Annotated in this window: 10 protein-coding genes; 4 read left to right on the forward strand and 6 right to left on the reverse strand. The window is 61.8% G+C overall.

Annotation, left to right across the window (positions count from 1 at the left end):
- The first annotated feature begins 40 nt into the window (after positions 1-40).
- The 3 genes from LN996_RS11095 to paaZ all read left to right on the forward strand — a co-directional run bounded on the left by LN996_RS11095 (position 41) and on the right by paaZ (position 6,867).
- Positions 41-2,227 carry an S-layer homology domain-containing protein gene (locus LN996_RS11095; RefSeq protein ID WP_231340445.1) on the forward strand — a complete coding sequence of 729 codons (2,187 nt, stop codon included), beginning with the start codon at positions 41-43 and terminating at the stop codon, positions 2,225-2,227.
- Between the two features lie 161 nt (positions 2,228-2,388).
- Positions 2,389-4,569 carry a collagen binding domain-containing protein gene (locus tag LN996_RS11100; protein WP_374202221.1) on the forward strand — a complete coding sequence of 727 codons (2,181 nt, stop codon included), beginning with the start codon at positions 2,389-2,391 and terminating at the stop codon, positions 4,567-4,569.
- Between the two features lie 198 nt (positions 4,570-4,767).
- On the forward strand, positions 4,768-6,867 hold the full coding sequence (gene paaZ / locus LN996_RS11105; protein WP_231340447.1) for a phenylacetic acid degradation bifunctional protein PaaZ: 2,100 nt from the start codon (positions 4,768-4,770) through the stop codon (positions 6,865-6,867).
- Positions 6,868-7,068: 201 nt separating this feature from the next.
- On the opposite strand, the gene LN996_RS11110 is transcribed toward paaZ, so the two are convergent.
- The 5 genes from LN996_RS11110 to LN996_RS11130 all read right to left on the reverse strand — a co-directional run bounded on the left by LN996_RS11110 (position 7,069) and on the right by LN996_RS11130 (position 11,281).
- Complete coding sequence (locus LN996_RS11110) at positions 7,069-7,845, reverse strand: type II CAAX prenyl endopeptidase Rce1 family protein (protein WP_231340448.1); 777 nt, start codon at positions 7,843-7,845, stop codon at positions 7,069-7,071.
- 11 nt (positions 7,846-7,856) lie between these two features.
- Complete coding sequence (locus tag LN996_RS11115) at positions 7,857-8,657, reverse strand: CPBP family intramembrane glutamic endopeptidase (protein WP_231340449.1); 801 nt, start codon at positions 8,655-8,657, stop codon at positions 7,857-7,859.
- Between the two features lie 163 nt (positions 8,658-8,820).
- Complete coding sequence (locus tag LN996_RS11120) at positions 8,821-9,423, reverse strand: TetR/AcrR family transcriptional regulator (RefSeq protein WP_231340450.1); 603 nt, start codon at positions 9,421-9,423, stop codon at positions 8,821-8,823.
- Between the two features lie 36 nt (positions 9,424-9,459).
- Positions 9,460-10,809, reverse strand: coding sequence for a phenylacetate--CoA ligase PaaK (gene paaK, locus LN996_RS11125; RefSeq protein WP_231340451.1), 1,350 nt, complete (start codon positions 10,807-10,809; stop codon positions 9,460-9,462).
- A 7-nt stretch (positions 10,810-10,816) separates the two neighbouring features.
- Complete coding sequence (locus tag LN996_RS11130) at positions 10,817-11,281, reverse strand: hotdog fold thioesterase (RefSeq protein WP_159701143.1); 465 nt, start codon at positions 11,279-11,281, stop codon at positions 10,817-10,819.
- Positions 11,282-11,389: 108 nt separating this feature from the next.
- Between LN996_RS11130 and LN996_RS11135 the strand changes: the two genes are divergently transcribed.
- Positions 11,390-11,968 (forward strand): GNAT family N-acetyltransferase, encoded by a 579-nt coding sequence (locus tag LN996_RS11135; protein ID WP_231340452.1) that lies wholly within the window; start codon positions 11,390-11,392, stop codon positions 11,966-11,968.
- Here the strand turns inward: LN996_RS11135 and LN996_RS11140 are convergent.
- Positions 11,961-13,514, reverse strand: coding sequence for a bifunctional diguanylate cyclase/phosphodiesterase (locus LN996_RS11140; RefSeq protein WP_231340453.1), 1,554 nt, complete (start codon positions 13,512-13,514; stop codon positions 11,961-11,963). The two genes, LN996_RS11135 and LN996_RS11140, sit on opposite strands and share 8 nt — an antisense overlap.
- Between the last annotated feature and the right edge of the window lie 2 nt (positions 13,515-13,516).

Raw genomic sequence — 13,516 nt, forward strand, 5'->3', positions numbered from 1 at the left:
ACCCAGCGACCCCTTCATTCGCATGAAAATCGGGGGACCCATGAGGGGTATTTCTCGCGGCCGTTTTCGGCTCGCTCTCACACTGTTAGCAGCACTTATTCTGGGCGCATTGCCCGCTGGGTTTGCGTCCCCGGCGTTTGCAGCGGCCACGGGAAGTATTTCCGGAACGGTCACGGTGCCCGAGGGCTTTGACGTAACGAAAATTACGGTGCAAACACTTAGCCCGTCGTACAGCTATGCCCAAGTCCAAGCCAACGGCACCTTCACTCTCACCGGGCTCGAAGCCGGGCAGTACAAAGTCAGCTTTAGTACCTTTGCCGCGCCCGAACTCACCTCCACTTGGTATGGAGGTCGTAAGGAAAGCCAAGCGACCGTCATTCCCGTTGCGGCCGGTGCAGTGGTGACCGGGATCAACCAGACCTTGACCATCGGCGGCAAGATCTCAGGAAAGGTCACCGTACCTGCCGGCGTGGACGTGACCAAGGTCAGCGTTAACGCAAATGCCGGATTGCCCGCCAATCCAGCAGCAGACGGCACATACACAGTCATCGGGTTGCCTACCGGCACACATGAAGTGGGCTTCAGCTACTCTCCTGAGCCCTCGCCCGTTTTGCGCACGTCGTATTCGACGTCTCCGGGCGGCGCACCGACACCGGTGAACGTTACAGAGGGTGCCACCACCAGCGGCATCGATCAAACGCTGAAACCGGCCGCAATGATCTCTGGAAAGCTCTCGGTTCCGGCTGGTGCTGCTGCCTACAACGGCCAGGTCATGGTGGAGGCCGGCCCGGACTTTGCCCTGAACGATTTCGCAGGATCAGCGTTCCTCAGCTCGGATAACTTGGGTAACTTCACGATTGGTGGTCTCAAGGCTGGCACGTACAAGCTCCATTACCGCGCTTTTAACGACACGTGGGCCAACATGTGGCACAAGGGGGTTGCTGACCCTGCCAAGTCGCCCTGGATCACCGTGACCGACGGCCAAAAGCTCACTGGAATCCACGACTCCGCTGTTGCAGCTGCCACTATCTCTGGTTCCGTCGCCGGGGCACCCGCGCCGGGCCCGTCGATGAGTGGCCCGGGGATGGGCATCACAGCGGTGACTGCGGACGGTACGGTGGCTTCTTCCACAGTCATGGAAACGTCGCAGACCACCTACTCCCTCAAGAACCTGCTGCCCGGTTCCTACAAGGTCGGGTTCAACCGCACCAAGGGGTACTGGACCACCTACGAGGGCCAGCTGTACAAGGACCTCCCGGAATCCGGGGGTGCCGCCAATGCCACGCCAGTGACGGTTGCTGCCGGGCAGACCGCTGAGAACATCAATGCAACCGTTCGCGTGGGCGGAACGCTGACGGGCAAGGTCCTCGGCGCCAACGGCGCTCCTTTGAGCGAGGTGCCGATCCGTGTCTACACCAAGGATGGGTCCTTCACTACTCGTCCGGGAAGGACAGCGGCTGACGGAACTTTTAAGGTTACCGGCCTGACCACGGGGTTCTACTTCGTAGTAGCTGAGCCTGAAGGCCTGGGGCCGATTTTCTTGGGGAATGTTCTTGCTGAGGCCAATGCCAGGTCGGTTGCGACCGCGGTGGGTCAGAACACGGATATTGGGACGTTGAGTTATGCCACGGCTACTCAAGGTACTCGTGGTTTTGATGACGTTCCGTTGGGGGCGCAGTTCCAGGATGAGATCCAGTGGTTGGCGGATAAGGGTATTTCCACGGGGTGGGAGGCGAATGGGTCCCGGACGTATCAACCGTTGTCTCCGGTGAACCGTGATGCGATGGCTGCGTTCATGTACCGGTTGGCTGACAAGCCTGCTTTCACGGCTCCTGCGGTGACTCCGTTCAAGGATCTTCCTGTTGGTACGCAGTTCTATAAGGAGATCACCTGGCTTGCCGATAAGGGGATCTCGACGGGGTGGGTCGAGGCTGACAAGTCCACGACCTACCGGCCGTTGCAGGCGGTGAACCGTGATGCGATGGCGGCGTTCATGTACCGGCTGGCGGGGGAGCCTGAGTTCACGGCACCGAAGGTATCGCCGTTTGTTGATGTTCCGGTGGGTGCTCAGTTCTACAAGGAGATCACCTGGCTCGCGGCTCAGGGGATTTCCACGGGCTGGGCCGAGGCAGGAAACATGAAGTCGTTCCGTCCGTTGCAGCCGGTGAACCGTGACGCGATGGCAGCTTTCATGTTCCGCTACAACACCAAATTCGGCGCCAACTAGCCGCCTAGCTCGACTTATCAACCAGAAGGGGTTGGTTCCAGATCAGTGGAGCCAACCCCTTTTTTGTCCGAACCCGTTCGCTGCTTTGCTGCGTTTTCGAGTACCGCCGTACATGCACTAAGATCGCGTGGGGCCGCCATTGGAGCGGCCCTTTCGCTCGCATGGAACATGGGGGACCCGTGAGGGGTTTTTCGCGCGGCCGCTTTCGCGTCGCTCTCGCAGTATTGACAGCACTTTTCCTGGGCGCGTTGCCAGCCGGGATCGCATCCCCGGCCATCGCAGCACCCACCGGGAGTATTTCAGGCAAGGTCACGGTCCCTGCTGGTGTGGATGCGACCACGATCTCTGTTCAGGCCTGGTCCAACTCCGCCTTTGAACAAGCTAAGCCGAATGCCAGTGGACAGTTCTCCCTGACCGGCCTCGAACCCGGACAGTACGTAATCTACTTCAGGGAAAGTTCCGAACCTCGCAACGTGCTCGCCACCTATTACGGCGGGTATACGCAAGCGGAGGCCACCCGTGTCGACGTCGCTGCCGGAGCCGCCGTCGCCGGGATCAATCAAATCCTTTCTCCCGGCGGACGGATCAAGGGTAAAGTCACTGCTCCCGAAGGCACGGAATGGGGAGACATCGTTGTCACGGCTTCGGACGGGGACCACACTGCGTGGCAGATGATCAGGAGTGAGGACAAGTCGTTCGATCTCGGGCCGCTGATGCCCGGCGCTTACATCGTTTCGTTTTCCTCCCATGAGGGAAGATCTCCATTCCTCAAGACCAATTACCCCGGCGTTTCCGACCCCGCCCAAGCGACAAAGATCAAGGTTTCCGATGGGTCTGTAGTCACGGGAATCGATCAGGTCTTGAAGAAATCCGCAGTCATTTCGGGCTCCATTTCGGGAGGAAATTTCCACGGGTCGGTAGTAGCCCGACCCGCCAACGACTTGACGAAGGTGACAATCCAAACCGCCGTCAAGGCGGGTGCGTACACGATCGGTGGGCTCGAAGCAGGGGCGTACAAGCTCGAGTTCCAATCAGATAATTACGACCTCGTCTCCATGTGGCATGGCAGCGTGCCAACCTCGGCTTCATCGCCCAGTGTTACTGTGGCCGCAGCCCAGACTGTCAGTGGCATTGCGGACGCCCCCGTGAGGGCCGCCGCCATCTCTGGCTCCTTTCCCACCCTGGACGCCGGCAACAGCGTGCAGGTCCTTGCTGTGGATGGTTCCGTGATAAAACATGCCCAGTACTACTCGGGCAAGGAATATACGGTCAGTGGCCTCTTTCCGGGGGCATACAAGGTCCAGTTCAACCGAGAGGACTACGACACCTATCGAACGGCTCAAGAAGGGCAGTTCTATAACAATGTGCCTGAAAGCTCGGGGGTAGGAAGCGCCACGAATATCACCTTGGCGCCGGGGCAGTCAGCTGAGAACATCAATGCGACCAACCGTGTGGGTGGGACCCTTACGGGCAAGGTCGTGGGATCCAACGGTTCACCGTTGAGCGATGTGCCCATTCGCATTTACTCCAAGAACGCCGTGCTCACTGCCCGCCACGCAAGGACCGCGGGGGATGGCACGTTCAAGGTCACGGGTCTGAGCACGGGTTTGTACTTTGTGTCGGCTGACGCTGAGGGCCAGTCCGGTCCGATTTTCTCGGGGGATGTTCTTGCTGAGGCCAATGCCAGGTCGGTTGCGACCGCGGTGGGCAAGAACACGGATATTGGGACGTTGAGTTATGCCACGGCTACTCAAGGTACTCGTGGTTTTGATGACGTTCCGTTGGGGGCGCAGTTCCAGGATGAGATCCAGTGGTTGGCGGATAAGGGTATTTCCACGGGGTGGGAGGCGAATGGGTCCCGGACGTATCAACCGTTGTCTCCGGTGAACCGTGATGCGATGGCTGCGTTCATGTACCGGTTGGCTGACAAGCCTGCTTTCACGGCTCCTGCGGTGACTCCGTTCAAGGATCTTCCTGTTGGTACGCAGTTCTATAAGGAGATCACCTGGCTTGCCGATAAGGGGATCTCGACGGGGTGGGTCGAGGCTGACAAGTCCACGACGTATCGTCCGTTGCAGGCGGTGAACCGTGATGCGATGGCGGCGTTCATGTACCGGCTGGCGGGGGAGCCTGAGTTCACGGCACCGAAGGTTTCGCCGTTTGTTGATGTTCCGGTGGGTGCTCAGTTCTACAAGGAGATCACCTGGCTCGCGGCTCAGGGGATTTCCACGGGCTGGGCCGAGGCGGGAAACATGAAGTCGTTCCGTCCGTTGCAGCCGGTGAACCGTGACGCGATGGCAGCTTTCATGTTCCGCTACAACACCAAATTCGGCGCCAACTAGACTCGGCATCCAAACAAACGAAACGAAGGGTCGGCTCCCCACAAAGGGGCCGGCCCTTCGGCGTCCCTGGAAATTACTGCTGTACTCCTCCGGGCATTCATGTACCCTGTATATATTACCGAACGGCCGGTCAGTAATGTTGGCTCCAGTCAGCATTGACCGTGCCGATTTCACGTGCCTTGGAAGGACCCGTCGACGATGACCACTACCGCAGTCGCCCCGGAAACCACAGCCGTTGCAACCGTCCCCAGTTACGTTCAGGATGCCTGGTGGACCCCGGCGCCAGACGCCAAGAAGGTCCCGGTTCGCGATGCCAGCACCGGAGAAGTCCTGGCCAACGTGAGCACCGACGGACTGGACCTTGCCGCCGTCGTAAATTACGCCCGCACCACAGGCCAGGCCGAACTCGGGAAACTGACGTTCCACCAGCGCGCCCTCAAGCTCAAGGAGCTTGCCCAGTACCTCAACGGCCGGCGCCAGGAGCTCTATGAGTCCTCGTCGCAGAGCGGTGCCACCAAGATCGACAACATGATCGACATCGACGGCGGCATCGGCGTGCTCTTCACGTTCGGATCCAAGGGCCGCCGTGAACTGCCCAACTCGCAGGTTGTGGTGGACGGCCCCATGGAGGTGCTGTCCAAGGATGGCTCCTTCGCCGGCGAGCACATCTACACCCGCATTCCCGGCGTCGCGGTGCAGATCAACGCCTTCAACTTCCCCGTGTGGGGCATGTTGGAGAAGTTTGCTCCCGCATTCCTTGCCGGCGTTCCCACCATCGTGAAGCCCGCAACGCCCACTGGTTACGTGGCCGCCGCTGCGGTCAAGGCAATAGTCGAATCGGGTATCCTCCCGGCCGGTTCCCTGCAGCTCATCTCCGGTTCGGCCCGGACCATCCTGGACGAGCTCGACTACCGCGACCTCGTGTCCTTCACGGGCTCGGCATCAACCGCCAACTCGCTGAAGAGCCACAGCAATGTTGTTCAGGGCGGCGTCCGCTTTACCTCTGAAACCGACTCCCTGAACGCCGCCATCCTCGGCCCTGATGCCGTTCCGGGCACGCCAGAGTTCGACGCCTTCGTCAAGGCAGTGGTCACCGAAATGACTGTCAAGGCGGGCCAGAAGTGCACCGCCATCCGCCGCATCATCGTGCCGCAGCAGCTCACCGCTGAGGTTGCTGCCGCCGTCGGCGCCCGCATCAACGAGCGCGTCGTCGTCGGTGACCCCCGTGCAGACGGCGTCACCATGGGCGCCCTGGCTTCGCTGGAGCAGCTCGCCGACGTCCGCGCTGCTGTGCAATCCATGCTCGACGCCGGTGGCGAGCTTGCGTACGGATCTCTCGATACGCCGTCGGTCACCTCGGTTGGGGGCGCCGTGGGCGTCGTGGAGGACGGCGCGTTCATGTCTCCCGTGCTCCTAAGCTGGGCCGATGCTGAGACCGAAGAAGTCCACTCGCTGGAAGCATTCGGACCCGTATCGTCAGTCATTGGCTATTCGGACCTTGCCGACGCCATTCGCCTGGCTGCCCGTGGATCCGGTTCGCTGGTAGCCTCCGTGTGCACCAACGATCCCGCAGTGGCCCGCGAGCTGGTCACCGGCATCGCAGCCCATCACGGACGCGTCCACATGCTCAACCGGGAAGACGCCCGCTCGTCGACCGGTCACGGCTCACCTGTCCCGCACCTGGTCCATGGTGGTCCCGGCCGCGCAGGTGGCGGCGAGGAACTGGGCGGCATCCGCTCCGTCCTGCACCACATGCAGCGCACCGCCATCCAGGGCTCCCCCAACATGCTCACTGCTGTTACCGGCCAGTGGCACACCGGAGCCGACCGCAACTTCACGGTGGAAACCGAGGGGGAGCACCCGTTCCGTAAGCACCTCTCAACCTTGCGCATCGGCGATGCCGTGCGTTCTGAACTCCGTGAGGTCAAGCTCGAGGACATCACTGCCTTTGCGAACTCCACGGGCGACACCTTCTATGCGCACACCAATCAGGAAGCCGCCGAAGCCAACCCCTTCTTCCCCGGCATCGTGGCCCACGGCTACCTGCTGTTGAGCTGGGCTGCCGGACTGTTTGTCGAGCCCGCACCGGGTCCCGTCCTGGCCAACTACGGCCTGGAGAACCTGCGCTTCATCACGCCCGTTGCGGCCGGCGACTCCATCCGTGTCACCTTGACGGCCAAGAAGATCACCCCGCGCGAGACTGATGAATACGGCGAAGTTGCCTGGGACGCCGTCCTGACCAACCAGAACGACGAAATCGTAGCCACCTACGACGTCCTGACGCTCGTGGAGAAGTAACCCTCTCTCACGCCTGTCGGGTTTGAGGGGTTCCTTCTCTCACGCCTGTCGGGTTTGAGGGGTTCCTTCTCTCACGCCTGTCGGGTTTGAGGGGTTCCTTCTCTCACGCCTGTCAGGTTTGAGGGGTTCCCTCTCTCACCGTTCTTCGTAGGAATCGGGCATCCGCGCCAAAAAGGCTCGAACAAGCCGCTGAAAAGACGCCTATCTGAGGGCTGGGTCTGGGGTGGTGACAGCGGTCCGTTCGTTGGCTCCCTTGATCGCCCAGTAAACGAACGCGACGGCGAGGATTGCGCTGAGGTATTGGATCGGGCCGGCCAGGCCAGCCAATTCGGTGGGTGCGTAGGCGACGGTGAAGGTGGAGATGTCCCAGATTGCGTGCAGGGCCATGGCCCAGAGCAGGGTGCCGGTGGTGCGTCGCAGGATGTAGAACCCGGTTCCCAGCGCGAACGTCAGGACGACTTGGGTCAATGTTGGCGACAGTGCCTGTCCGGCGAAGAAGTTGACGGCGTGCATTAGCCCGAACATCAGGCTGGAGAGGAACCATACCCATCCTTCGCCGAGCTTTGAGCGCAGGGCGACGAGCACCAGGCCACGGGTGCTGAATTCCTCGGCGAAGCCGACCAGGACACCGAATGTGAGTAGCGCGAGGAGGAATCCGGCGTCGAACTTGGACCAATCGGTGCCGGCAAAATTCACGAGTGCGGCCAGCAGGAGCACTAGAGGGGCAATGATTGGCCATTTGTGGGGCGCGCGTTGGCGATCGCGCAGGGCTGGTTTCCACCAGCCAAGCCACCACGCGGTGGCGGCCAGTAGTATGCTCCCGATGCTGAGGGAGACCACGATGGCCCGCCATACGTTTGAGGCGCTGGCACTGAGCTCTGGATAGGGGATGCCGGAGAGTAGTTGGATGGCGGTCACGACCACCACGTAGCCGATCCAAATAGCGAGGCCGATCCAAACCTTGGGTGCTATCCGCATGGCGATTCCTTTCAGGTTGTTGGTTGGAGAACGGCGCCGTGTTTCTCCGGGGCTGGCGCGAACCGCAGGGTGGCGATACTGCCGTCCGGCCAGCGGGTCTTCACGTAGGCGAACACCATGGCGATGATCAACACGCGGGCCAGCATTCCGGGGATGCCGCCTTCGGGGCCGTAAGCGCCGCCGTTGAGAAGTTCGGGGCCGGTAGAGGCTGTCGAAAACCATCCGGGAACGATGTTGCCGCTGATCGGGAAGCCGAACAGCCCCTGGGCCATGTTCCAGCCGAGGTGAAGGCCGAACGGCAACCACACGCTGCGGGTTGCGAGGAACGCAACGGCGTAGATCACGCCGCCAAGGCCTGTGCCGAAGGCAGAGACCGCTGTGGCACCGTCGTTGCCCAAGTGGCCGGCCCCGAAGAGCGCTGCAGTCAGGAGCACAGCGATCCACCGACCGTGTGTCAGTCGCGAGAGCAGGATGGCCACGCCGCTGAGGAGAAGGACGCGGAAGAGGAACTCTTCCAGGGCCGCGGCCTGAATCAGCGGAACCAGCACTTCGCTGGCGAACGAGGACCAGGTGAGCGTTCCCGGCTGGACCGCGACTACACCCAGGAGGAGTTCGACGACGAAGACCAGCCCGATCGCAACGAACGTGATCGCAAGCCCAACGGCGATGTCGATCGGCAGCCATCGATTGAGGGTCAACCCCATGCTGCGCAGCACCGGTTTACGTTTGCGGGCGTAGTGGATGACTGCGAAGCCGCCCAGTCCCAAAGCGAGAAGATAGGTGAGGATGCTGAACGCCAGTGACGCGGTCATTGGTCAATCTCCACGGCGTCCTGCTTTCAGGGTGCGCGCCGTGCGGGAGGAATCCGACAAGGGTGGAACACGAACCCGATGGGCACAAAAATAGCAGCCGCCCGGTCGGTGTCAAGCACTTTGTACCCACAGTTCCCTAGGCGACCGTTGGCCACGGAGGTGGTCAGGCGGCCGTGTGGAGCCCGTCGAAAGCCATGGTGATGACGTCATCGGCGAGCTTCTCGGGGGACAGCGAGCCGCCCGGCTTGTACCACTCCACGATCGAGTTGATGGTGCCGAACAGCAGGCGCGTGACCGTGCGGGGATCGATGTCCTGGCGCAGCGAACCATCTTCCCGGGCCGCGGAAATCAGGGCAGCTACCTTGTGGTCGAAAGCGCGGCGGCGTTCCAGTGCGTCCCGCTCGATCTCCGTGTTGCCGCGTAGACGCAGCAGCAGGGTTACGAAGGGCAGCCGGTCCACCAGCACTGCGATGGTCTGCCGGAGCACGAACTCAAGCCGTGCGTCGGCGGGGCCGGTGCTGGCAGACGGCTCCTCCAGGATGGCCTCCAAACCGCCCAACGCGTGGTCCAGGGCGAGCTTCAGGAGATCGCCCTTGGACGGCACGTGGTGGTAGATGGCCGATTTTGAGATCCCGAGGTTCTCGGCCAGGATGCCCATGGACGTAGCGTCGTACCCGTGGCGGTTGAAGACGTCGACGGCGATGCGGAGCACCGACTGCTGGTCGTAACCGGGCCGTCCGCGCTTGGTGGTGGTCTCAGTAGGCATGCTGGCATTTTCTCACGATCTCTACGGGGCGGGCGTTCAGCCCTTCGGGCGCATGTCGTAGATCCGGCGAAGCTTCCCGTTGGAACGCTCCAGGGAACCTGGCTCCACAACGTCAACCACGCAAGATGACCCGACGTGAATCTTGATCTGCTCACGCAAGGTGTGTGCCGCCGTCGTGCCGGCCTCGGATGGAACGTTTTCCCGGCGCTCAATCTTGACCGTCAGCGAATCCATTCGCTTGCCTTCGGGGCGGGTGATCTCGAGCTGGAAGTGCGGGCTGAGCTCCGGGATCCGCAGGGCGATTTCCTCAATCTGCGACGGGAACAGGTTCACGCCGCGGAGGATGATCATGTCGTCGCTGCGGCCGGTGATGCGGCCCATGCGGCGGTGCGCGGGGCGGGCGGTGCCCGGAAGCAGGCGGGTGAGGTCTTTGGTTCGGTACCGGATGATTGGCAATGCTTCTTTGGTCAAGGACGTGAAGACGAGTTCGCCGGGTTCGCCGTCGCCCAGGACCGTGGAGTGGTCAAAGGGGTCGATGATTTCCGGGCGGAAGTGGTCTTCCCAGATGTGGCAACCGTCCTGTGTTTCCACGGCCTCGCCCGCGACGCCGGGCCCCATGACTTCGGAGAGTCCGTAGATGTCGGAGGCCTTGATGTTCATGGTGACTTCGAGCTCGTGGCGCATCTCTTCGGTCCACGGTTCGGCCCCGAGAACGGCGTACTTGAGGGAGGTAGAGGTGGGGTCGATGCCCTGGTGCTGCATGGCATCGGCGATCGTGAGCAGGTACGTTGGCGTGGCCAGGATGGCGTCCGGCTTGAAGTCCTGGATGAGCTGGATCTGGCGTTCGGTCTGGCCGCCGGAGATGGGGATGACGGTGCAGCCGAGCGCTTCAGCGCCGGCGTGTGCGCCGAGTCCTCCGGTGAACAGGCCGTAACCGTAGGCGTTGTGGACCTTCATGCCGGGGCGGACGCCCGAGGCGCGGAAGGAGCGCGCAACGAGGTTTGCCCAGTTGGCGAGGTCGTTCTTGGTGTAGCCAACCACGGTGGGCCGGCCGGTGGTGCCGGAGCTTGCATGGATACGCGCCACCTGGTCCTGGGGGACAGCGAACATGCCGAAGGGGTACTCCAGGCGGAGGTCTTCCTTGGTGGTGTAGGGGAACTTGCCGAGGTCGCTGAGTTCCTTCAGATCCGAGGGGTGGACTCCGGTTTCGTCGAACTTGCGCTTGTACAGCGGGACGCGATCGTAGGCGTAGGCGACCGTGTGCTGGAGGCGGGTGAGCTGCAGTGCCTCAAGTTCGTCGCGGGAGATGGTTTCTTCACGGTCCAGCACAGGGGCACTGGCCTTGGCGGTGGTAGCGGTTGGTGCGGCCACGGTGTTCTGGGTCATCGGTTTCCTACTTCTTGGAGATGGTGCGGCTACGGCCACGGAACTCAGCAATGAGCTCGCCGGGCTCGGTGTCAGGGGCGGCGTTGTCGTCAGGGGTAGCGGCGTAGATCTGGATGTCGTACAGGCCGCTTCGGCCGGTGCTGGCGCGGCGGTTTGCGACGGCGGTGATCACCTGGCCCTGGAACGCCGGCTTGATGAAGTTAATGTCGACGCCGGACGCCACCGTGATGTTGGCGGCTTGCTTGGGCGTGGGGTTGGCCGGGTTGCAGGCCAGCGCGAAGGCTGTGTCACCGAAGGCGAAGATCATTCCGCCGTGGGCCATGCCGAATCCGTTGAGCATCTCCTGGCGGAGGTGCATCCGGATGGTGGCGTGGCCGTCGTCGAGCTTGAGGACCTCAATGCCCATCCATTCGGACGCGTAGTCGTTTGTCAGGATGTGGTGCGATGCACCGGAGAGGGTTGTTTCAACCATGCGTCATTGCCTCCAGCTTTATTTACCGAATGTTCATTAGGTAATCCCAGATCGCGTCACGTGTCAAGACTGGACCAGTATTCGCCTGCACCTAGTAGCCTCGAACACATGCCCGAAATTGAGCTTCCCATCATCACTGACCGACTCATCCTGCGGCGCTTCGAAGCTGAGGACCTCGAACGCTTCCACGGTTACCAATCACTTCCTGAAACCGCCCGGTTCCTGCTGCGCAACGAGCTGACCAGGACCAAGTCAATGGAAGTCCTGGGACGGTACGCGAACTTCGAATTCAACCAGGAAGGAGACTGGATCTGCCTTGCCATCGAGCGCAAAGACCAGCCTGGTTTGATGGGCGAAGTGGTCCTGAAATGGCTGGAGGGCACCGGACAGGGGGAGCTGGGCTGGATATTGCACCCCGAAGCTCGAGGACACGGGATTGCAACCGAGGCGGCAGAGGCTGTCATGAAGCTGGCCTTCGAGAAACTGGCGTTCCACCGGATCGATGCGAAGTTGGACGCGCTCAACGCTGGCTCGGCGGGCATCTGCAAGCGCCTGGGCATGCGGCTCGAAGCAACATTGGTGGACAACTGGCACTACAAGGGCCAATGGGCCACTGAAAACATCTACGCGATCCTGGACTCTGAGTGGCGCACGCGGCACCATCCCTGGACCCGGACCATCAGCTGACTGGCCAGCTCTTGTTGTGCTTCAACTGTTCGGTCAACTGCGCCTCAGGCAAGGGCCGGCTGAAGTAGTAACCCTGGCCACTGGTGCAACCGATGCTGAGGAGGTACTCGGCCTGATCGGCGGTTTCCACGCCCTCCCACACGGCGGCCAATCCGCAGGCCCGGATCAGTTGCAGCACGGCCGCAAGAAGGGCCGGTTGCGCCGGGTCGCTGCCTAGGGCTGACAGCAGGGTCCGGTCCACTTTGACGGTGTCCACCGGGAGCTGGCGGAGGTAGCTGATGGAAGAATAACCGGTGCCGAAGTCGTCGATTTCCAGCCCCACGCCCAAACGGCGCAGGCTGTTGAGTGTGTAGCGGTCCAGATCGTTGCCTTGAATGACCGCGCTCTCGGTCAGTTCCAGGACCAGGAGCGAGGGGTCCAGCTCCGCGGAGGCTAAAGCCTCCCGGACGTCCTCGATGAACTCGAGCCGTTGCAGGTCGGCCGCCGAAACGTTGATGCGCATGCTGAAGTCGTGGCTCGACGTGAGGGGGTCGGTGCGCCATTGCTTCAGCTGTTCGACGGCGGTGCGGAGCACCCAGCCGCCCAGGTCCGAGATCATCCCGGTTTCCTCGGCGATGGGAATGAACTCGTCCGGCATGATGAGGCCTCGGCTGGGATGGTTCCAGCGGACCAAGGCCTCCACGCCTTCGATTTCGCGGGTATCCAGCCTGATGATCGGCTGGTAGAAGAGCACCAACTGCGAACCGGTGATCGCCTCTTTCAGTTCACCCACCAATTGGTTCCGCATCTGGCGGGCATGCAGCATTGCCGGCTCAAAGACCTTGAGCTTGCCACGCCCATCAGCCTTGGACTCGTACATGGCAATGTCCGCTTCCATCATCAGTTCCTCCGCGCTATGGCCGGGGTCAGCCATTCGAAGGCCCATGCTGGCACCGCAACGGAGGTGCTGGTCCTCAATCTCCATGAGGCTCACAACTGCAGCGAGAATCCGGTTGCCGATGGAGGCGGCTATCGCAGGGGTGACTTCGGGAATCAGCACGGCGAATTCGTCGCCGCCCATGCGGGCGACCATGTCCTGGTCGCGGACAGCCCCTGAGATCCTGTTGGCCACCGTTTCCAGGACCTTGTCCCCGATGGTGTGGCCCAGGGAGTCATTGATCGCTTTGAATCCGTCCATGTCCAGCAGGAGGATCGCAGCCCGTCGGCCGCTTTCGGCCCCGCTGACCTGGGCTTCGCTGAGGGCGGTGGCAAACGCTGAGCGGTTGTTCAGCCCTGTAAGGGCGTCGGTCATGGCCATATGCTGCATCGCAAGATGGGCCTCGTTGAGCTGCTGCGTCCGGGCCTGCACCCTCTGCTCAAGTTCTTCGTAAACGATCTGAAGGTCTTCTGCAAGGAGGTTGGTACCCATGATCACGGCATCGATTTCATCGCGCGCATCCGAGACTTCGATCCGGGTGTTGAGGTCCCCGGCGGCAAGCCTGACGATGCCTTCCAGGAGCAGTCCCAAGCGAGGGTCGTTGCCGGAGTACATTTTTCCTTCGGACATGC

Origin of the sequence: Arthrobacter sp. AK01 (genome assembly GCF_021109375.1) — a bacterium.
In the GTDB taxonomy this organism is placed as follows: domain Bacteria; phylum Actinomycetota; class Actinomycetes; order Actinomycetales; family Micrococcaceae; genus Arthrobacter.

What these genes read in the sequence shown, in the direction of transcription:
- LN996_RS11135 (WP_231340452.1), top strand. Translation starts at nt 11,390, where the DNA reads ATGCCCGAAATTGAGCTTCCCATCATCACTGACCGACTCATCCTGCGG.
- paaZ (WP_231340447.1), top strand. Translation starts at nt 4,768, where the DNA reads ATGACCACTACCGCAGTCGCCCCGGAAACCACAGCCGTTGCAACCGTC.
- LN996_RS11140 (WP_231340453.1), bottom strand. Translation starts at nt 13,514, where the DNA reads ATGTCCGAAGGAAAAATGTACTCCGGCAACGACCCTCGCTTGGGACTG.
- LN996_RS11110 (WP_231340448.1), bottom strand. Translation starts at nt 7,845, where the DNA reads ATGCGGATAGCACCCAAGGTTTGGATCGGCCTCGCTATTTGGATCGGC.
- LN996_RS11120 (WP_231340450.1), bottom strand. Translation starts at nt 9,423, where the DNA reads ATGCCTACTGAGACCACCACCAAGCGCGGACGGCCCGGTTACGACCAG.
- LN996_RS11100 (WP_374202221.1), top strand. Translation starts at nt 2,389, where the DNA reads ATGGAACATGGGGGACCCGTGAGGGGTTTTTCGCGCGGCCGCTTTCGC.
- LN996_RS11130 (WP_159701143.1), bottom strand. Translation starts at nt 11,281, where the DNA reads ATGGTTGAAACAACCCTCTCCGGTGCATCGCACCACATCCTGACAAAC.
- LN996_RS11115 (WP_231340449.1), bottom strand. Translation starts at nt 8,657, where the DNA reads ATGACCGCGTCACTGGCGTTCAGCATCCTCACCTATCTTCTCGCTTTG.
- LN996_RS11095 (WP_231340445.1), top strand. Translation starts at nt 41, where the DNA reads ATGAGGGGTATTTCTCGCGGCCGTTTTCGGCTCGCTCTCACACTGTTA.
- paaK (WP_231340451.1), bottom strand. Translation starts at nt 10,809, where the DNA reads ATGACCCAGAACACCGTGGCCGCACCAACCGCTACCACCGCCAAGGCC.